The organism is Ruegeria sp. AH3, assembly GCF_056536265.1.
The window spans coordinates 215,077-232,621 of sequence record NZ_JBQFJL010000001.1; the positions used below are offsets into that span (position 1 = coordinate 215,077).

The following is a 17,545-nucleotide window of genomic DNA, read 5'->3' on the forward strand; positions in this document are numbered from 1 at the left end:
CTGGACTAACGTCCCCGGCGAACCCCAGTCTATCCTGATCAACAGGTGCGAGGTATTTTCATGGATTATCACAGCCCCGACAGCTTTGCCGAGGCGTCAGCTCTGGCCGCAAACGCGACGGGCATCACACGGTTTCTGGCAGGCGGCACCGATGTGCTGGTGCAGCTGCGCTCGGAACTGGTGACGCCCGATACGCTGATCGACATCAAGAAGATCGACGGCGTCAGCGACATCACCCGCAACGCCGATGGCAGCTGGACGCTGGGCGTCGCCGCGACCGGTGCCGAGATGAGCGAGCACGCCGAGTTGGGCCGCGACTGGCCGGGGGTGGTCGAGGCGATGGACCTGATCGGATCGACTCAGGTACAGGGGCGTGCGACGCTAACCGGCAACTTGTGCAACGGATCACCTGCAGCGGATTCGGTGCCAGCGATGGTTGCGGCGGGCGTTACGGTCACCGTGACTGGCCCGGACGGCACGCGAGAGGTGGCGGTCGAAGACATCCCGACCGGACCCGGCAAGACCTCACTGGCCAAAGGTGAACTGATCTCGGCGGTCAACATCCCCGCACGCGGGGAAAACGGCGGTGATGCTTACCTGCGCTTTATCCCGCGCACCGAGATGGATATCGCGGTTGTTGGTGTGGGCGTTAACGTGCGGCTGGATGGGGACACCATTACCGAAGCCTGCGTGTCGCTGGGTGCCGTGGCTCCGACTGTCTTGCTGGTCGAAGATTGCGCCAAGGCGATCATTGGCAGCACGCTGGATGAAGCGGCGTTGGAAGCACTGGCAACTGCGGCCTCTGCCGCTTGTAACCCGATCGATGACAAACGTGGGACCATCGCGTTCCGCACCGAAGTGGCCGGTGTACTGGCCAAACGCGCCGCGAAAATCGCCTATGCCCGCGCGAAGGGAGAAGACGTATGAGCAAGTTCCACGTATCCACCACCGTGAACGGGGACGCGGTTGAATACCTCTGTGATCCACGCGAAACCCTGCTGGATTGTCTGCGCGACAAGCTGAACCTGACTGGAGCGAAAGAGGGCTGCGGCACCGGCGATTGCGGCGCGTGTTCGGTCAGCGTTGACGGCCGTCTGGTGTGCTCGTGCTTGATGCTGGGCGTCGAGGCTGAGGGCAAGCAGATCGAAACGGTTGAAGGGATCGCGGACGGCGACGTCCTGCATCCGCTGCAGAAGAAGATGATCGAATATGCCGCCCTGCAATGCGGCATCTGCACCCCGGGCATTCTGGTGGCGGCCAAATCGCTGCTGGAAAAGAACCCCAACCCGACCGAAGAGGAAACCCGGTACTGGCTGGCAGGCAACCTCTGCCGCTGCACCGGCTATGACAAGATCATTCGCGCCGTGATGGATACGGCGGCTGAAATGCGGGAGGCGTCATAATGGCTCTGGACGATCGCAAATCTGATTTCACCTTTGTCGGCACCCGCCCTGACCGCCCCGACGGTCTGGACAAGGTGACGGGCCGCGCCAAGTTCGGTGCAGATATCTCGGCCCCCGGCATGCTGCACGGCGCCATCCTGCGCTCGCCTCATGCGCATGCGCGGATCGTGAAGATCGACGCCTCCAAGGCCGAGGCCCACAAGGATGTCAAAGCCGTCGTGACCCGCGCCGATTTCGCCGATGTCCCGTTCAAACCGGGGCTTGAAGGCGAATTCTGGAACGTGCTGGAAAACGTCATGGCGGGTGAAAAGGCGCTCTATGACGGCCACGCGGTGGCGGCAGTTGCAGCGACATCGGCCCTGGCGGCACGCGATGCGCTGAAGCTGATCGAGGTCGAATATGAGGTCCTGCCTCATGTCACCGACGTGGACAAGGCGATGGCCCCCGACGCACCCGTCATCCGCGAAGGTGCGGCGGATTATTCTGTGCCTGAGGGCATGCACCCCAACGTAGTGCGCTATCACGAAAGCGGCCATGGTGATGTCGAAGCCGGATTTGCCGAGGCCGATCTGGTCGTCGAAGACAGCTTTGTCACCGAGGCCACCCATCAGGGTTATATCGAACCGCATGCCTGCATGGGCTCCTTGGGCATGGATGGCAAGGGTGAGCTGTGGTGCACCACCCAAGGTCACTGGATCGCGCAGAAAACCTGCGCCGCGCTGCTGGGGATCGAAACTTCGCAATTGCGCGTGACCGCGTCCGAGATCGGCGGCGGCTTTGGCGGCAAGACCACAGTGTTCATCGAGCCGGTCGCGCTGGCGCTCAGCCGCAAGGCAAACCGCCCGGTCAAGCTGGTGATGACCCGGTCCGAGGTGTTCCGCGCCACGGGCCCGACCTCATCCGCGTCGATGGATATCAAGATCGGCATGAAGAAAGACGGCACCATCACGGCGGCTCAGGGCATTTTCCGCCTTCAGGGTGGAGCCTTCCCGGGTGCACCCGGCGACATGACCGCCATGTGCGCCTTTGCGCCCTACAACCTGACCAATGTGCGTCAGGTCGGCTATGACGTGATGGCCAACCGCCCGAAACAGGCCGCCTATCGTGCACCGGGCGCTCCGATGGGCGCGTTTGCCGTTGAATCCGTTCTGGATGAGCTGTGCAACAAACTGGGCCTCGACCCGTTGGATGTGCGTCTGAAAAACGCGGCTCATGAGGGCACCAAGGCCAGCTATGGCCCGACCTATGAGCGCATCGGCCTAGTCGAAACGCTGGAAGCTGCGAAAGCGCATCCACATTACGCAGCCCCGCTGAAGCCGGGGCAGGGGCGCGGGATCTCCTGCGGATTCTGGTTCAACCATGGCGGCGAAACCTCGGTCTCTCTGGCCCTGTCCGAGGACGGCTCGGCCCAAGTCATGGTCGGTACGCCGGATATCGGCGGCTCGCGCGCGTCAATGGCGCTGATGGCGGCCGAGGTTCTGGGTATTCCCTACGAGAATATCCGCGTGACCGTCGCCGATACGGCAACGCTGGGTTACAATGATGTAAGCCACGGCAGCCGCGTGACCTATGCCTCGGGCTTGGCGACCATCAAGGCGGCCCGCCATGCGGTCGAGCAGCTATGCGCCCGTGCCGCAGCCAGCTGGGGTATTCCGGTTGATGCGGTGAAGTGGGAGAACGGCTGTGCTGTGCCCTCAGGCCCCAACGCCGGTGACTTCGACCCTCGCCCGCTGGCCGATATCACCGCCCATATGGGCGCGACCGGCGGCCCGATCTCGGGCCATTTCGAGGCCACGCCTGAAGGCGCGGGTGTATCCTTCGGCACCCATATCGTCGACGCTGAGGTTGATCCGGAAACCGGCAAGACCAGCATCACCCGCTACACGGTCATTCAGGATGCGGGCAAGGCGATCCACCCGACCTATGTCGAAGGCCAGTATCAGGGCGGAGCCGCGCAGGGCATCGGCTGGGCGCTGAACGAGGAATATATCTATGGCGACGACGGTCGTCTGCAGAACTCGATCTTCCTCGACTACCGCATCCCCGTTGCCAGCGACCTGCCGATGATCGACACGGTGATCGTCGAAGTGCCCAACCCCGGCCACCCGTTCGGTGTGCGTGGTGTGGGCGAGACCGGCATCGTTCCACCTCTGGCCGCAATCGCCAATGCTGTGTCCAACGCAGCGGGCGTGCGGCTGAAGCAACTGCCGATGTCCCCGCCGCGCATTCTGGCCGCGCTCAAGGACAATGGTTGAGGTCCACCTCTGGTCCAGCCTCCGGTCTCTGACCGGGGGTTGCGAGGTGGTCGAGGTCGAGGCCAAAACCACCGGAGAGCTGCTGCGCGAACTGGTGCGCGCGCATCCGCAGCTTCAGGCCCCGATTGATGCGGGCGTGTCGATTGCCATAGACGGGCGCGTCATCGCCAGTGGCTTGACCGAACCAATCCCCGAAGGCAGCGAAGTCTATCTCATGCAACGCCTGCGCGGCGGCTAGTGCCGCCGATACCGCTTGGGGGCATAGCGGTAATGCGGCGCGCGATAGGCTCTGGACCGCAGATGCAGCCTCTGCGCCCGGTATCTGGGATGATTATACGCCGGGTGCCGATATTTAGGGCGCTTGTATGCCGGGTGATGATACAGCTGCTTTTGCTTCGGCTGCTTGTATATTTTCACCTTGGGTTTCTTGTGTATCTTCAGCTTGATCTTGGGTTTGTGCACGTTGATTTTCACAACCGGAAAGTCAACCTGCGCCGGGTTCACAGCAAGCGTGTGATACCGCGTAATACGCGGCTCCGCCGTGCCATGAAAAGCGGCATCCGATGCCGAGACGCGCTTGTATCCCGATGGGCCATGCACCGCGATCTCCTGCGCAGCCACAGCTTGCCCGGCCAGCAAAACAACGAGTGCGGGCAGATATGTCGTGATGGACTTTTTCATCATCTCTCCTATCTCTGACACCACTTGTGGGCCTGATAGAAAGATGTGGTTGCCCTTGGTTTCTGCCCAATAAACCTTGCTCACAGCATGGCGAGAGAATGTGCAGAGCGGTGTCTGACGTTTCCCGGTCAGGAAAATCCGTGCGACAGGATAAACTGACTGCAGGCCCTTGTCAGAGAGGGGAAGCGGGTCCTCTCACGAAGATAAAGATAGACCTGCCGCTTGTCGTGCAGATTCGCGATGGGGCAGAAGGCGACCTCCGAGGGCAGGAACTCGGTCACCGTCTTGGGTAGGACGGTGATCCATCTTCCGGACCGGACCATCGTGATCAGGGAATGGGTGTTGTGGATGGTGACCTCGGCTGTCTCGGCCACGGCTGCAAAGTCCGGAGTCTGGATCAGGTCACACAACGCGTTGCGTATGAAGGGAGCATTCTGCAAATCCACGATGGTCGGCGGCGTCTTTTGTGTGATCAGCGGATGATCCGAAGCCGCTACAAGGCCAAATGCATCCTCGAACAGGGGAACGGCTTTGACCCCGTTCAACGCATGCAGCCCCGAGGCGATGCCGATATCCGCCTGATCACCGGTCAGCGCGTCCAGCACCTGCTGGGTGTCGGTGTCGCGCAGCTCAATCTGTACACCGGGGTACTGTCTGCTCATATGCTCCAGAAGGTTCGGAAAGATCAGCGCGCCGACAGACGGGACCGACACGATGCGGATCAGGCCTTGCTCGGCATGGGCTGCAGCTTCGATATTCTGGACTGTCTGATCGAACTGCCGAACCTGTTGCAGCGCCAGATCGAACACTTGCTCTCCCAGTGCGGAGAGTTGATTTTTACGTTCACCTTCAAACAGCTTCTTGCCCAGATGATCCTCAAGCTGTTTCAGGGTCATCGACAGGGCCGATTGGGTGCGGCCCAACCGGTCTGCAGCCTCGACCAGATTGCCGGTTTGGGCAACGGTACAGAAACAGCGCAGCATTTCGATCTTCAGTGTCAAATTTCAATTTTCCTGAACTTAACTTCAATTGTTTGAGTTTGACTGATGTCGCCCGAAGAATCCATCCTATGGAGAACAAATTCTGACTCTGGGGCGCAACGTGACCAAACTGAACCTGATCGCTGGCGAATGGCTGGCGGGCGAAAGCGAAATTGAAAACCGCAATCCATCGGACCTGAGCGATCTGGTCGGCATGTTTGCTCAGGCCAGCGCCGATCAGCTTGAGGCGACGCTGGATCAGGCGCGTATCGCACAGGCCGAGTGGGCGGCTTACGGGCTGGAGCGCAAACAGGCTGTGCTGAACGCCATCGGCACTGAACTGATGGCCCGCGCCGAAGAGCTGGGCACGCTGCTGGCCCGCGAAGAAGGCAAACCGCTGGCCGAGGGCAAAGGCGAAGTGTTCCGCGCCGGTCAGTTCTTCACCTACTATGCCGCCGAATGCCTGCGCCAGATCGGCGAGAACGCCGATTCCGTCCGTCCCGATATCGAGATTGACGTGCGGCGCGAAGCGGTTGGCGTGGTCGCCATCATCAGCCCGTGGAACTTCCCCACCGCGACGGCGTCGTGGAAGATTGCACCTGCTCTCTGCTATGGCAACGCAGTGGTCTGGAAGCCTGCCAACATTACGCCGGCTTCGGCAGTGGCTCTGACCGAAATCATCGAGCGGCAGGATATCCCCAAGGGTCTGTTCAGCCTCGTTATGGGGTCTGGGCGTAGCATCGGCCAACGGCTGGTCGAAAGCCCGAAGGTCGACGCAATTTCCTTCACCGGTTCCGTGCCAGTGGGCAAGGGCATCGCCGCCGCCGCCATTCAGAACCTGACCAAAGTACAGATGGAGATGGGTTCCAAGAACGCACTGGCCGTGATGGACGACGCCGATCTGGATTTGGCGGTGACGCTGGCGTTGGGTGGCGCATTCGGTGGAACCGGTCAGAAATGCACCGCCTCGTCGCGGCTGGTGGTTCACGCGGGCATCCATGATGCCTTTGTCGAAAAGCTCGTCGCAGGTGCGCAGGCGATGAAGGTTGGTCATGCGCTGGAAGAGGGCACTCAGATGGGTCCCGTTGTCAGTCAGCAGCAGTTGAACGAAAACCTCGCCTATGTCGATCTGGGCAAATCCGAAGGGGCCGAACTGGCCTGTGGCGGTCAGCGTCTGGAAATGCCGCATGATGGCTTCTACATGTCGCCGGGCGTGTTCCTGAACACCACCAACGACATGCGCATCAACCGCGAGGAGATGTTCGCGCCGCTGACCAGCGTCATCAAGGTCGGCAGCTATGACGAAGCGCTGAGCGTGGTCAACGACACCAATTTCGGCCTGACCTCAGGCATCGTGACCAAATCGCTGGCCCGGGCCACTCATTTCCGCCGCAACGCGCGCACCGGTGTGGTGACCGTGAACCTGCCCACCGCAGGCACCGACTACCACGTGCCCTTTGGCGGACGCGGCGACAGCTCCTATGGTCCGCGCGAACAGGGCAAGGCGGCGGCGGAATTCTACACCACCGTCAAAACCGCCTATATCAGCGCAGGCCCGGTCTGATGCTGATCGACGGGCTGCAATATGCCAACTGGTCGGAAAAGATTTTCCGCCAACTGCGCGAAGGCGGCGTGGACGCGATCCACGTCACCATCGCCTATCACGAAAACTTCCGAGAAACGGTTCTGAATTTTGAAAAGTGGAACCGTTGGTTCGAGCAATACCCCGACCTGATCATGAAAGGCCGCTGGGCCAGCGACATCGACACAGCCCGCGAAACCGGGCGGACGGCGGTGTTCTTCGGGTTCCAGAACCCCAGCCCGATCGAGGACGATATCGGGTTGGTCGAGATCCTGCATGACCTGGGTGCCCGCTTCATGCAGCTGACCTATAACAACCAGTCGCTGCTGGCGACCGGTTGTTACGAGGCCGAAGACACCGGCATCACCCGCATGGGAAAGCAGGTGATCAAAGAAATGAACCGTGTAGGTCTTGTTGTCGACATGAGCCATTCGGCGGACCGGTCGACCATCGAGGCCGCCGAACTGTCCGAGCGTCCCATCGCTATCACTCACGCCAATCCGCACGAATGGTCACCCGCGTTGCGCAACAAGCGCGACGACGTGATCCGTGCGGTTACACAAAACGGTGGGATGCTCGGCTTTTCGGTCTATCCTCATCACCTGAAAGACAAGTCCGACTGCACGTTGGAGAGTTTCTGTGAGATGATCGCCCGCACGGCTGAGAAATACGGTGCCCACCATCTGGGGATTGGCACCGACCTGTGTCAGGATCAGCCCGACAGCGTGGTTGAATGGATGCGGGTCGGACGCTGGACGAAACAGATCGATTACGGCGAAGGCTCGGCCTCGGCCCCCGGTTTCCCGCCGATGCCGGGCTGGTTTCAGGACAACCGCGACTTTGGAAATATCGCATCCGGCCTGCGCGCCGCAGGCATGAACACCGAAGAGGTCGCCGGGATCATGGGTGGCAACTGGTATCGCTTCTTCACCGACAATTTCGGCCCCCAAAGCGCATGACCGATCAAAGCCCTCATATCGCGCGCCGCGACCCGGCCTTGGTAATGCGCCTGTCGCGATTGGGATCGCTGCATCAATGCCGCCTCAGCTTCATGCGGCAACTGACCCGCCGGATGGCGGCTGAGAACTGGACGTTCACGCGCGCGGTCTTCCAGATTGACGACAAAGGTGTTGGCCACGCGGTCTATACCGCGCAAGGCCCGGAACGGGCCTATTCGCTGGTGGCGTTCGCCCATGATTTGCCGCCTGAGCAACGCTCGGATCGCGTGATTGCCGAAGCCTGGGACGCGACCTTCGCGCTTTTTGACGGTATCCCGACTGAAGATGACATCGACCGCCTGTCGCGGAACGTGCCCCTGCAAGAGGCCGGGCGGGTGAGCGAAAACGAACTGTCTCTGTCGCGTGCCAACCGTTCGGTGCGTCTGTGGGCGCATGTGGTAGACCGTCTGGCTGCCGGTCAGCAACCCGATCTCGAACAGATTTACAAGGTCGGCTACTTGATGCGGACCACCGCCGTTTACGGCTCGGGCAAATTCGGCGCAGCGGATCGCGAGAAGATTGCAGACCGTGATGAGGTCAGCGCGCCATTTCAGGCCGAGATGCTGTCGGTCTATCTGACACGAACTTTCGTGCGTGATCTGGTGCAGCACATGGCCCGCGCCAAAGGCGGCGACCAGACGGCAGAGCTGGACCCCGACATCGCGCGCTGGCTGGGCATCGGCAACTCGACCGGGCTGGGCATGGCGCCCTTCATCGTCAACCATCCCGTTCTGTTCAACAACTGGATCATGGTGCGGGAAGAGGCCATTGCCCGTGTCCGGTCCGTCGAAACAGCCTCAGAGGCTGAATTGGCCTGCTTTCGCGATGTGTTTGAGCGCAGCAAGCTTTCGACCTCGTGGTGGCGGTCCGAACACCCCATTCAGATCGGGAAACTGGCCGCGCTGAATACCGATCTGGGCGCAATATCCGAGTATCTGGACCAAACCGACCTGACCCGGAATTATCCGTGGAACCGGCTGATCCTCTGGTCGCAGGATGCGCTGAGCGAGGAAGGGCAGGAACTGCTGGCCTCGCTGATCCTGGAACCCTACGGCGATCTGGTCGATGGGCTGACCAGCTGTATGGCAGACAGCAGCCGGACGGCGCATGTGATAGACGGCGCGATGCCCGTTGCTGGGGTGCGTGACCTGATCCGCGCCAGCTTTGGCTGGGCGCTGGATCTGGACTGGAGCGCGCCCGAACACTGCGCGCGCGCCTGGTATGTGTCGGAAGAAAAGCTCGAACCGCGACTGGGCGAGCGATTTGATGAGCCGATTGCAGACTATGAACAGCCGCTTGCACCAGCGCGCGATGCCGCTCTGGCTCACAAGTTGCTTTCTCAATGGCCGGAAACAGCACCCGTTGCCGATTTTCTGCTTGAGCATCCCGAACACCGCCACACAATTCGCCGCGCACAAATGAGCCGCGTCGCGCCCTACGGCGAGATCCGCGACAACACGATCAGCGCCGATGTTCTGCCGATCGACATGCTGCGTGCCAAACTCTCGTTTTTTGGTGCAACCCATTTCGACCCCCGTTCGGATCGTTGGGTGCGCATCTGCATGTATGCTGGCGCGCCGTATCCCGAGGATCTGAACAACCGAACCGCTGATATGTGGGTCTATCCGGAGCTTGCACCGTGAATGTGTCGCTGAACGAGATCGAAGCCACCGCCAAGCGCGCCACGCGCGGGGCCGGTTACCCTTGGGGGTTGGCGGAAGAGGCGGGCAAGGCCACGCGCTGGCTCTGTGCGCAAGGGATGGATGGCGCGAAATCCCTGGCGCAGCTGCTCGAACAAGGTCTGGCTGCCTCGCTCAGGGACCATCGACCGGTCGCGGCGCACGCGGATTGGGCCGGGCAGGGCGCGCTTTGTCCGATCATCACGGGCGCTTTACTATCCGATCGATCTGACCTGCTGCGCGCGGGTCCGATACGTATCCGAAACCTTGCGGCACCGATCCTTCTGATGCCCTTCGCGGCGTCTGCGGCCCGCGCTCAGAATTCGGTGATCACCCTTACGACCGGCCAGTTCATGGCCACAACGGACGGTGGATGCCTCACTGCCGGGCAGGACTGGCCCGCGCTTTCTGATGGCGTTGAAGTCGCGCTGGGCGGTCAGATCACCACCCCTCGACCACAAGCAACCCGCGCGACGCCGGATTCGGCAAGCTGGGATACGCTCAACCGATTTGCCCATCGCACCTATGCGCCCGCGACCGAAGAATCCCGCCTGTTGGGGGCCGGGGCTGGCCTATCCGATAACGACTGAATGAGAGACCGACATGATCGAAACCCGTACCCTCACCCTTGCTGAAATCGAGGATTTGTCTTTCCGCGCATTGGTGGCTGCGGGCACCAGCCCCGAGAACGCCCGGCCCCTGGCTGTTGCAACCGCAGCGACCGAGGCGGACGGGGTGGCAAGCCATGGCTTGGCCTATATCCCGATCTACGCCGAGCATGTTCAGTGTGGCAAGGTGGATGGGCAAGCCACGCCTCAACTGTCCCAGCCGCGCCCCGGCGTGGTGACGGTTGATGCAGCGACCGGGTTCGCCCATGCAGCGATTGACAAAGGTTTCGAGGCGCTGATCCCTGCGGCGCGCGCGCAAGGCGTCGCGGTTCTGGCGATCCGCAACAGTTATAATTGCGGCGTTCTGGGCTATCACACCTTCCGGTTGGCACAGTCGGGCCTTGTGGGGCTTGGCTTCACCAATGCACCTGCCTCTATCGCTCCGTCCGGCGGCGCCAAGCCCGTGGTCGGGACCAACCCATTCTCAATCGCGGTCCCCGGAAACGATGGCCAACCCGCCCTGCTGATCGACCAAAGCGCCAGCACCATCGCCAAAAGCGAAGTCATGAAGCATGCGCGCGAAGGCAAACCGATCCCGATTGGCTGGGCGCTGGATGCCGATGGCAATCCGACAACCGATCCGAATGTGGGGCTCAAAGGCTCCATGGCACCATCGGGTGGCTATAAAGGCGTGGGCGTGGCCCTTCTGACCGAGATTCTGGCTGCCGCGCTGACAGGGGCGACGCTGGGTATCCACGCCTCACCCTTTTCGGGAACGGCGGGCGGCCCACCCAAGACAGGGCAGTTCTTCATTGCTATCGACCCAGACGCAACCGCATCCGGCGGTTTCCCGGAAGGTATCGCGCAACTCGTGTCTGCCATTCACACCCAAGAAGGCGCGCATTTGCCCGGAGACGGCCGCCGAAGCTGCCGCGAAACAGCCGCGCAACACGGCGTCGCCGTCAACACCGCTACGCTGTCCAAGATCGAAGCGCTGCTGGGCTAGGTCTGTTCAGGGCACTAGCATAGTATGGGGTGGTGAGATTACGGCAAGTGGGCGGCTTACGCCCACCAACCGTCACAAATCCCGCATCCAGAACTGTAGCGGCTTTTGGCTGTCGCTGTCCTCGCCCACATCCTTCCAGGCGAACTGCGCGACCACCCCGGGCAGAGGCGCATAGCCTCGGGCACGCCAGAATGTATCCAGCGGGCGGTAGCCATCAGGCCGCATCGGGTGATCAGCGGGACGTTGCACGCTGCAGTAGGCGCATTTGGAGAAACCCAGAGCACGGGCATGCGCCTCGCGCTGATCAAAGAACTTATGCCCGACACCCTGCCCCCTGTAGGCGGGCAACAGCACGGATTCAGCACAATAGAAAATCTCGGAAAGGGTCAGGCCCGTATCTGCGAAAGCGGCGGCGAAATCGTCGGCGTGATCGGTCAGCGGGGCACCGGTTGAGGCCCCCACCAGCCTGTCGCCATCAAAGGCGCCGACAACGATGGCCTTGTCGCTATCGCGGTAGGATTGCAGATATTCGCGCTCATAGGCCAAATCACCGTCGTAGAGATAGGGCCAGACCCGGAACACCTCGATCCGCAGACGGGCAACGTCGTCCAGAGCAGCCCCGAGCGCCGCTCCGGTCAAGGGGCGTACATCGGTGATTTCAGCCATTCGAGACCTGTTTGGTCCAATCGGCAAGATTGTAGAAGGTGGTCACGCGGGTGATCTTGCCATTTTGGAGGTCAAAGAACGAACCCGCCGGCAGGCGATAGGTCTGACCATGCGCGTCGGGCAGGCCCTCATCGGTTTCCAGATAGGTGCCGTTAACGATGAATTCGGCGGCAGCGCGGGTGCCACCTTCGGCCTCGAAGATCACGATATCGGTCAGATTCTCGCGATAGCAGCGGTTCATATGGGTGCAGAAGGCGGCAAATTTCTCCTTGCCCACGCGAATCTGGCCTTCGTTCACGTGATGGGCCACATCAGCGGACAGGCAGGCCAGCATGCCGTCCACATCACCGGCGTTGAAGGCGTCGAAATAGGTTTTCACGGTCAGGTTCATGGTCACTCCGTCGGTTCGCCCCAGCGGTCTTTCAGATGCGAAACGATCTGATCGCGGGTTTGTCGGTAGTGGTGTAGCTTGGCTTCCCGTGTCTCTCCCATACCGGTAGGGTCCATAATTGGCCAATAATCGACATCGAGGTGAAAAATTCGGGTCAGTTCCAACGCCCGGCGCTGGCTGGCCGGGGACAGCGCGACGATCAGGTCGAACGAACTCAGATCGTCCCCCCATTCCTCCATCTCGTCGAAGGATCGTGTGCGATGGCGGGACAGCTCGACGCCGATCTCCTGACAGACCGCGATGCAGAACCCATCGATATCCAGATCGCTGTGCACTCCGGCAGACTGTACATAGGTACCTGTGCCGTAGAATTTCTTCATGATGCCTTCAGCCATGGGCGACCGGACCGAATTGTGGTCGCAACAGAACAGGATGGACTGCGGCAGCGGCGTCACCCGTTAGCCTCCGAAATGCAGCACGCAGATCAGCGTGAAGAGGCGGCGGGCAGTATCGGTATCGACCTCGGCTTTGCCCTCCAGTCGCTCCTGCAACACGCGGCTGCCTTCGTTGTGAATGCCGCGCCGGGCCATGTCGATGGTTTCAATCTGGCTGGGCGGCAGGTTCTTCACCGCGTTGAAATAGCTTTCGCAGATCTGGAAGTAGTCCTTGACCACCTGCCGGAACGGGCCGAGCGACAGGTGAAATTCGGCCGCCTTTTCGCTCGCCTCGGTTTCGATGTCGAAGACCAGCCGTTTGTCACGGATCGACAGCTGCACATGGTAAGGCCCGTCCGGGATCGCCCGGTCGTCGCGTGCGGGAAGGGTGAACGAGTTCTCTTCAAGCAGATCATAGATGGCGACCTTGCGCTCCTGCTCGATCTCAGGGGTCGGCGGGGGCAGGTTTCGGTCATCCAGTTCGATATGCGAGATACGGGTCATCTTAACGGTCACAATCCTTACGTCTGCACAGACCTATAACAACGAATTTCAATGGGCAACGCACAGAAACGCCATGCGCGCCGGGTCTTTGCGTCACTTCAGTCATTCAGCCGGTTCAGGCGCGCGGAAACGGACAGGCCATGCGCTTCGAGGCTTTCGGATCGCGCAAGCGTTTCCGCCGCGGGGCCGATGGCGCGCAGGGCCTCGGGCGTCATCTGGCTGAGCGTGGTGCGTTTGAGGAAATCCATGACGCTGAGGCCGGACGAAAAGCGCGCCGAACGCGCGGTAGGCAGCACGTGATTGGGGCCGCCGACATAATCGCCAATGGCCTCGGGCGTGTACTGACCGAGGAAGATAGCGCCTGCGTGGATGGTTTGCTGGCTCAGCGCTACCGGATCGGCCACGCAGAGTTCCAGATGTTCGGGCGCGATACGGTTGGACAGCGCGGCTGCCTCGTCCAGATCGCGCACGGTGATCACGGCGCCATAGTCGCGCCAGCTGGCCCCGGCGATGGCGCGGCGTTCCAGGGTTTCGAGGCGTTTGTCGACCGCCTGCGCGACGGCCTGACCAAAGCCCGCGTCGTCCGTGATCAGAATGGACTGGGCGCTTTCGTCATGTTCGGCCTGGCTGAGCAGGTCCAGCGCGATCCAGTCGGGCTCGTTGTCCTTATCGGCGATCACTAGAATCTCCGACGGCCCCGCGATCAAGTCGATGCCAACCTTACCGAATACTCGGCGTTTGGCGGCGGCGACAAAGGCATTGCCCGGCCCGGTGATCTTGTCGACCGGCGCAATCGTATCGGTGCCATAAGCCAGCGCGGCCACCGCTTGCGCGCCGCCGATGCGATAGATCTCATCCACGCCCGACAGCTGCGCTGCCAGCAGGACCAGCGGGTTAGCCTGACCGTCAGGTGTCGGCACAACGATGGCCAGCCGCTCCACCCCTGCCACCTTCGCCGGGATCGCGTTCATCAGAACCGACGACGGATAGGATGCCAATCCGCCCGGCACATAAAGCCCCGCAGCCGACACCGCCGACCAGCGCCAGCCTAGCGTAGCGCCAGACTCATCGGTCCACCGATGATCCTCAGGCATCTGCTTTTCGTGATAGGCCCGGATACGCGCGGCAGCCAGTTCCAGTGCGGCGCGGTCCTCGGGCGTGACCTGTGCAACGGCCTCGGCGATCTCTTCGGCAGAGAAGGCCATGGTTTCGGGCGTCAGCTCCAACCGATCGAATTTGGCGGTCAACTCGATCACTGCCGAATCGCCACGGGTCCGCACATCATCGATGATCTGCGCCACGACCGCATCCACATCGGGGCTGTCCTCACGCTTGGCGGACAACAGCGCCTGAAACACAGGCTCGAAATCGGCGGAGGTCGTGTCGAGGAAAACGGGCATATAAGGGACTCCGAAAGCGTTCCCACGGGTCTTATCGCCGAGACCGGGCGGCCTCAACCCTTAGCCCAAGGGGTGCAGCGATTTGCGCATCGGGAATTGCGGGATGCCGTGCCACTCGGTTGGGCCACCATCATCCTGCCAACCCTGCTTGCGATAGAACGCATGGGCGGTTTTGGTTGCCTGCAAGTGTGCCTCGGTACAGCCTTGCGCATGCAGTTCATTCTCCAAACGGCACAACAGCGCCGTGCCGAGTCCGCAACCGGAACAATCGGGATCGACATAGAGCAGCGATATCTCACCCTCTGCTCGCAACCCGCCAACAGCTGCGATCCCATCCCCCCTGGTCGCGACCCATAGAGAGGCGCCGGCCTCGATCCAGCCCCGGACCGAGGCCGGGTCCTTGTTGGCGATCCACAGAGCAAGCTTTTCGGGGTCACCCAGATTATCCGCCTGACACAGATTGCGGATCGAACGGATCAGGGTGCGACTGATATCGAACACATCAAACACGGTTGCCCGCCGCACTGCAGTGCCTTGCGGCGGGTTCGGGAAGGCCTGCGCTATGCCGCGTTTGTTGTTCACTCGGGGTGATGAGGGGCGTGGCCGGACGGTGCCTTGTAGGGGCGCGTGACATCTTTCAGCGTGGCATCAATGGCCTCGACCGACAGGCGGATCGCGCCATCGCCCGCCAGCGTCAGCAGGATTTGCCCTGCGCCATCTTCCGACGGTTCGAATTCGACCGACAACAGCGACAGGATCATGTCCTTGTCGCTGCGGTCGATGCCTTGACTGGCCACCGACAGAACCGAGCCGAACATCAAAACGGCCTGCACCCGCTCAAACGCACGACCGCGCCGGGCGGCGGCATCCTTGTCTTCCCAGCGAAAGCGATTGAGCAGCAGCGCAAAGCGGCGCTGGCTGGGTTGCCATGTCATCTCGGTGACCGGGAAAATCGCGTCCTGTGTCAGGGTCGCGATGACCTTCAGGTCATCCTCATCCTCGGCCCCAAGGTTCAGTGGTGCCTCGCGGCCGTCTTTGAAACTCGCGTCTGTCATTGACCCTTAATCCGTTCGATCTTTGCGCCCACGCCTTCCAGCTTGCGCACCACATGCTCATATCCGCGATCCAGATGATAGACCCGGCTGACCACCGTCTCACCTTCCGCCGCCAGACCGGCAAGGATCAACGAGACCGAAGCCCGCAGATCCGTCGCCATGACCGGCGCGCCTTTCAAACGCTCAACCCCGGTCACGGTGGCGGTGCCGCCATGCACCTCGATATTCGCACCCATGCGCACCAGTTCGGGCGCATGCATAAAGCGATTCTCGAAAATACGCTCTTCAAGAACGGACACACCTTCGGCAGTGCACATCAATGCCATCATCTGCGCTTGCAGATCGGTCGGGAAACCGGGGAACGGTTCGGTGACCACATCGACCGAGGTCACACGCCCGTTCTTGCGGGACACTTTCAACCCCTTGTTGGTCTCAGAGACGCTGATCCCCGCCGCATCCAGCTTGGCCGCAAAGCTTTCGACCAGCGACATGCGCCCGCCCAGCAATTCGACCTCGCCCCCGCAAATGGCCGGGGCCAGCATGTAGGTGCCAAGTTCGATCCGGTCGGTCACCACCTGATGGGTCGCGCCATGCAAACGGTCGACACCCTGAATTTCGATGGTCGAGCTGCCTTCGCCCGAAATCTGAGCCCCCATCTTGCGCAGGCATTCGACCAGATCGACGATCTCGGGCTCGCGTGCGGCGTTCTTCAGCACCGTGGTGCCCTTGGCCAGCGTGGCGGCCATGACGATGTTCTCGGTCGCACCCACGGAGGCAAAGCGCATCTCATGCACTGCACCTTTTAGGCCGCCCGGGGCCTTGGCGTGCAGATACCCGTCTTTCAGCTCGATCTCGGCCCCCAGCGCCTCAAGCCCTTCGACATGCAGATCCATCGGTCGCGCCCCGATTGCACAGCCGCCGGGCAGCGAGACCACAGCCTGCCCTAGCCGCGCCAGCATTGGCCCCAGCACAAGGTTCGAGGCACGCATCTTGCGCACAATCTCATAATCCGCCGTGTGGCTGATCAGGTCATGGCTGGACATCGCCAGCACCTGACCGTCCTGCAGCGACGAGACCTCGGCCCCCAGTGATTGCAGCAGCGCGGTCATGGTCTTGATGTCGCTTAGACGCGGCGCATTGGTCAGCGTCAGGGGTTCTTCGCTGAGAAGCGTCGCGGGCATCAGCGTCAGGCACGCATTCTTGGCCCCCGCAATCGGGATCTGCCCGTTCAGCGGGCCGTTGCCCGTTACCAGAATCGAATCCATCTGCTCTTATCCCTCGTCCTTGCCGGCCTTGTCCTCGGATGCCGCCCGCGCCTTGGCCTGCGCCTTGCGCCGCGCCATATTCGCCTTGAGCGCCGCCTTCAGCCGCTCCTCGCGTGCATCACCGGGTTTGCCGTGTTTTTTGGGTGAATTTTTGTCTGCCATTGCCTTTCTCTACAGGAGTGGAAAAAAACCGTCCAGACACCCTTGCGCCGCGTTTCGTTTGAGTCTAATCACCCGCCCACGGCGCTGCTGTAGCTCAGAGGTAGAGCACTCCCTTGGTAAGGGAGAGGTCGAGAGTTCAATTCTCTCCAGCAGCACCATCTCTCCATTCTGATCGTTAAAATTCTTCAACACCTTGAAGAAAAAAGCAGTTTTTATAGTTTCTTGCCCGCGATTCCCATTGTGTTTCATCGGCTTTTCAAGGGTCAAATTGAGCGTGGTTTGCACGGCGATATGACCGCTATTTTCATATATACCCCAATGCCTTGAGGGGCATCCCGAGGTAAATACAAAACTTTCCTCAAACCTGACGGTGTTCGGACGTCACCCTTCCGCCTTTGCGACGAGTTCCAAGTTTTTGTTGCCGATCTTGGCTTCTGCCGCGTTGAGCGCTGTCTGTTCTTTCGGACTCGACTATC

Annotated in this window: 20 protein-coding genes and 1 tRNA gene; 10 read left to right on the plus strand and 11 right to left on the minus strand. The window is 61.3% G+C overall.

The genetic code is table 11. The annotated features are described in order from the left end of the window. The first annotated feature begins 60 nt into the window (after positions 1-60). The 4 genes from ACR3EM_RS01040 to ACR3EM_RS01055 are packed head-to-tail and all read left to right on the plus strand — an operon-like array spanning position 61 to position 3,896. Positions 61-927 (plus strand): FAD binding domain-containing protein, encoded by an 867-nt coding sequence (locus ACR3EM_RS01040; protein ID WP_480468970.1) that lies wholly within the window; start codon positions 61-63, stop codon positions 925-927. Beyond that, entirely contained in the window at positions 924-1,403 is a 480-nt protein-coding gene (locus tag ACR3EM_RS01045) for a (2Fe-2S)-binding protein (protein WP_170408211.1), read from the plus strand. Before ACR3EM_RS01040 ends, ACR3EM_RS01045 begins: the two co-directional genes overlap by 4 nt. Beyond that, positions 1,403-3,658 (plus strand): xanthine dehydrogenase family protein molybdopterin-binding subunit, encoded by a 2,256-nt coding sequence (locus ACR3EM_RS01050; RefSeq protein ID WP_480468971.1) that lies wholly within the window; start codon positions 1,403-1,405, stop codon positions 3,656-3,658. Before ACR3EM_RS01045 ends, ACR3EM_RS01050 begins: the two co-directional genes overlap by 1 nt. Next, positions 3,651-3,896, plus strand: coding sequence for a MoaD/ThiS family protein (locus tag ACR3EM_RS01055; protein ID WP_480468972.1), 246 nt, complete (start codon positions 3,651-3,653; stop codon positions 3,894-3,896). The genes ACR3EM_RS01050 and ACR3EM_RS01055 overlap by 8 nt, the downstream gene beginning before the upstream one ends. On the opposite strand, the gene ACR3EM_RS01060 is transcribed toward ACR3EM_RS01055, so the two are convergent. Further along, positions 3,893-4,339 (minus strand): hypothetical protein, encoded by a 447-nt coding sequence (locus ACR3EM_RS01060; RefSeq protein ID WP_480468973.1) that lies wholly within the window; start codon positions 4,337-4,339, stop codon positions 3,893-3,895. The two genes, ACR3EM_RS01055 and ACR3EM_RS01060, sit on opposite strands and share 4 nt — an antisense overlap. Positions 4,340-4,467: 128 nt before the next feature. Continuing rightward, entirely contained in the window at positions 4,468-5,340 is an 873-nt protein-coding gene (locus ACR3EM_RS01065) for a LysR family transcriptional regulator (RefSeq protein ID WP_480468974.1), read from the minus strand. A 100-nt stretch (positions 5,341-5,440) separates the two neighbouring features. Here ACR3EM_RS01065 and ACR3EM_RS01070 point away from each other — a divergent pair, with 100 nt between their 5' ends. The 5 genes from ACR3EM_RS01070 to ACR3EM_RS01090 are packed head-to-tail and all read left to right on the plus strand — an operon-like array spanning position 5,441 to position 11,192. Beyond that, complete coding sequence (locus tag ACR3EM_RS01070) at positions 5,441-6,883, plus strand: aldehyde dehydrogenase family protein (RefSeq protein WP_480468975.1); 1,443 nt, start codon at positions 5,441-5,443, stop codon at positions 6,881-6,883. Then, positions 6,883-7,860: a membrane dipeptidase gene (locus ACR3EM_RS01075; protein WP_480468976.1), complete on the plus strand. Its 978-nt coding sequence runs from the start codon at positions 6,883-6,885 to the stop codon at positions 7,858-7,860. The genes ACR3EM_RS01070 and ACR3EM_RS01075 overlap by 1 nt, the downstream gene beginning before the upstream one ends. Then, complete coding sequence (locus ACR3EM_RS01080) at positions 7,857-9,542, plus strand: hypothetical protein (RefSeq protein WP_480468977.1); 1,686 nt, start codon at positions 7,857-7,859, stop codon at positions 9,540-9,542. The genes ACR3EM_RS01075 and ACR3EM_RS01080 overlap by 4 nt, the downstream gene beginning before the upstream one ends. Then, positions 9,539-10,168 carry a DUF3726 domain-containing protein gene (locus tag ACR3EM_RS01085; RefSeq protein ID WP_480468978.1) on the plus strand — a complete coding sequence of 210 codons (630 nt, stop codon included), beginning with the start codon at positions 9,539-9,541 and terminating at the stop codon, positions 10,166-10,168. Before ACR3EM_RS01080 ends, ACR3EM_RS01085 begins: the two co-directional genes overlap by 4 nt. Positions 10,169-10,181: 13 nt before the next feature. Beyond that, the gene (locus ACR3EM_RS01090; RefSeq protein WP_480468979.1) at positions 10,182-11,192 is read left to right on the plus strand and encodes an Ldh family oxidoreductase; all 1,011 of its coding nucleotides are present in this window, start codon (positions 10,182-10,184) and stop codon (positions 11,190-11,192) included. Positions 11,193-11,264: 72 nt separating this feature from the next. Here ACR3EM_RS01090 and ACR3EM_RS01095 read toward each other — a convergent pair whose 3' ends face one another. The 9 genes from ACR3EM_RS01095 to ACR3EM_RS01135 form a co-directional block, all read right to left on the minus strand. Beyond that, complete coding sequence (locus ACR3EM_RS01095) at positions 11,265-11,858, minus strand: GNAT family N-acetyltransferase (protein WP_480468980.1); 594 nt, start codon at positions 11,856-11,858, stop codon at positions 11,265-11,267. Next, entirely contained in the window at positions 11,851-12,249 is a 399-nt protein-coding gene (locus tag ACR3EM_RS01100) for a ketosteroid isomerase-related protein (protein WP_480468981.1), read from the minus strand. Before ACR3EM_RS01100 ends, ACR3EM_RS01095 begins: the two co-directional genes overlap by 8 nt. A gap of 2 nt (positions 12,250-12,251) precedes the next feature. Next, complete coding sequence (locus ACR3EM_RS01105; protein ID WP_480468982.1) at positions 12,252-12,704, minus strand: arsenate-mycothiol transferase ArsC; 453 nt, start codon at positions 12,702-12,704, stop codon at positions 12,252-12,254. Between the two features lie 3 nt (positions 12,705-12,707). Further along, entirely contained in the window at positions 12,708-13,187 is a 480-nt protein-coding gene (locus ACR3EM_RS01110; RefSeq protein ID WP_480468983.1) for a UPF0262 family protein, read from the minus strand. Positions 13,188-13,285: 98 nt separating this feature from the next. Further along, a complete protein-coding gene (gene hisD / locus ACR3EM_RS01115; protein ID WP_480468984.1) occupies positions 13,286-14,587 on the minus strand; it encodes a histidinol dehydrogenase in 1,302 nt (433 codons plus the stop codon). A gap of 60 nt (positions 14,588-14,647) precedes the next feature. Continuing rightward, positions 14,648-15,169: a GNAT family N-acetyltransferase gene (locus tag ACR3EM_RS01120; protein ID WP_480468985.1), complete on the minus strand. Its 522-nt coding sequence runs from the start codon at positions 15,167-15,169 to the stop codon at positions 14,648-14,650. Continuing rightward, a complete protein-coding gene (locus ACR3EM_RS01125) occupies positions 15,166-15,642 on the minus strand; it encodes a DUF2948 family protein (protein ID WP_480468986.1) in 477 nt (158 codons plus the stop codon). The genes ACR3EM_RS01120 and ACR3EM_RS01125 overlap by 4 nt, the downstream gene beginning before the upstream one ends. Next, positions 15,639-16,907 (minus strand): UDP-N-acetylglucosamine 1-carboxyvinyltransferase, encoded by a 1,269-nt coding sequence (murA, locus tag ACR3EM_RS01130; RefSeq protein WP_480468987.1) that lies wholly within the window; start codon positions 16,905-16,907, stop codon positions 15,639-15,641. Before murA ends, ACR3EM_RS01125 begins: the two co-directional genes overlap by 4 nt. Positions 16,908-16,913: 6 nt before the next feature. Beyond that, positions 16,914-17,069 carry a hypothetical protein gene (locus tag ACR3EM_RS01135; RefSeq protein WP_480468988.1) on the minus strand — a complete coding sequence of 52 codons (156 nt, stop codon included), beginning with the start codon at positions 17,067-17,069 and terminating at the stop codon, positions 16,914-16,916. An 83-nt stretch (positions 17,070-17,152) separates the two neighbouring features. Between ACR3EM_RS01135 and ACR3EM_RS01140 the strand changes: the two genes are divergently transcribed. Continuing rightward, positions 17,153-17,227, plus strand: a tRNA-Thr gene (locus tag ACR3EM_RS01140). Positions 17,228-17,545: the final 318 nt, after the last annotated feature.

Coding starts and splice junctions, on each gene's coding strand:
- ACR3EM_RS01125 (WP_480468986.1), bottom strand. CDS start 15,642: ATGACAGACGCGAGTTTCAAAGACGGCCGCGAGGCACCACTGAACCTT.
- murA (WP_480468987.1), bottom strand. CDS start 16,907: ATGGATTCGATTCTGGTAACGGGCAACGGCCCGCTGAACGGGCAGATC.
- ACR3EM_RS01055 (WP_480468972.1), top strand. CDS start 3,651: ATGGTTGAGGTCCACCTCTGGTCCAGCCTCCGGTCTCTGACCGGGGGT.
- ACR3EM_RS01080 (WP_480468977.1), top strand. CDS start 7,857: ATGACCGATCAAAGCCCTCATATCGCGCGCCGCGACCCGGCCTTGGTA.
- ACR3EM_RS01100 (WP_480468981.1), bottom strand. CDS start 12,249: ATGAACCTGACCGTGAAAACCTATTTCGACGCCTTCAACGCCGGTGAT.
- ACR3EM_RS01090 (WP_480468979.1), top strand. CDS start 10,182: ATGATCGAAACCCGTACCCTCACCCTTGCTGAAATCGAGGATTTGTCT.
- ACR3EM_RS01050 (WP_480468971.1), top strand. CDS start 1,403: ATGGCTCTGGACGATCGCAAATCTGATTTCACCTTTGTCGGCACCCGC.
- ACR3EM_RS01110 (WP_480468983.1), bottom strand. CDS start 13,187: ATGACCCGTATCTCGCATATCGAACTGGATGACCGAAACCTGCCCCCG.
- ACR3EM_RS01060 (WP_480468973.1), bottom strand. CDS start 4,339: ATGAAAAAGTCCATCACGACATATCTGCCCGCACTCGTTGTTTTGCTG.
- ACR3EM_RS01045 (WP_170408211.1), top strand. CDS start 924: ATGAGCAAGTTCCACGTATCCACCACCGTGAACGGGGACGCGGTTGAA.
- ACR3EM_RS01095 (WP_480468980.1), bottom strand. CDS start 11,858: ATGGCTGAAATCACCGATGTACGCCCCTTGACCGGAGCGGCGCTCGGG.
- hisD (WP_480468984.1), bottom strand. CDS start 14,587: ATGCCCGTTTTCCTCGACACGACCTCCGCCGATTTCGAGCCTGTGTTT.
- ACR3EM_RS01075 (WP_480468976.1), top strand. CDS start 6,883: ATGCTGATCGACGGGCTGCAATATGCCAACTGGTCGGAAAAGATTTTC.
- ACR3EM_RS01135 (WP_480468988.1), bottom strand. CDS start 17,069: ATGGCAGACAAAAATTCACCCAAAAAACACGGCAAACCCGGTGATGCA.
- ACR3EM_RS01040 (WP_480468970.1), top strand. CDS start 61: ATGGATTATCACAGCCCCGACAGCTTTGCCGAGGCGTCAGCTCTGGCC.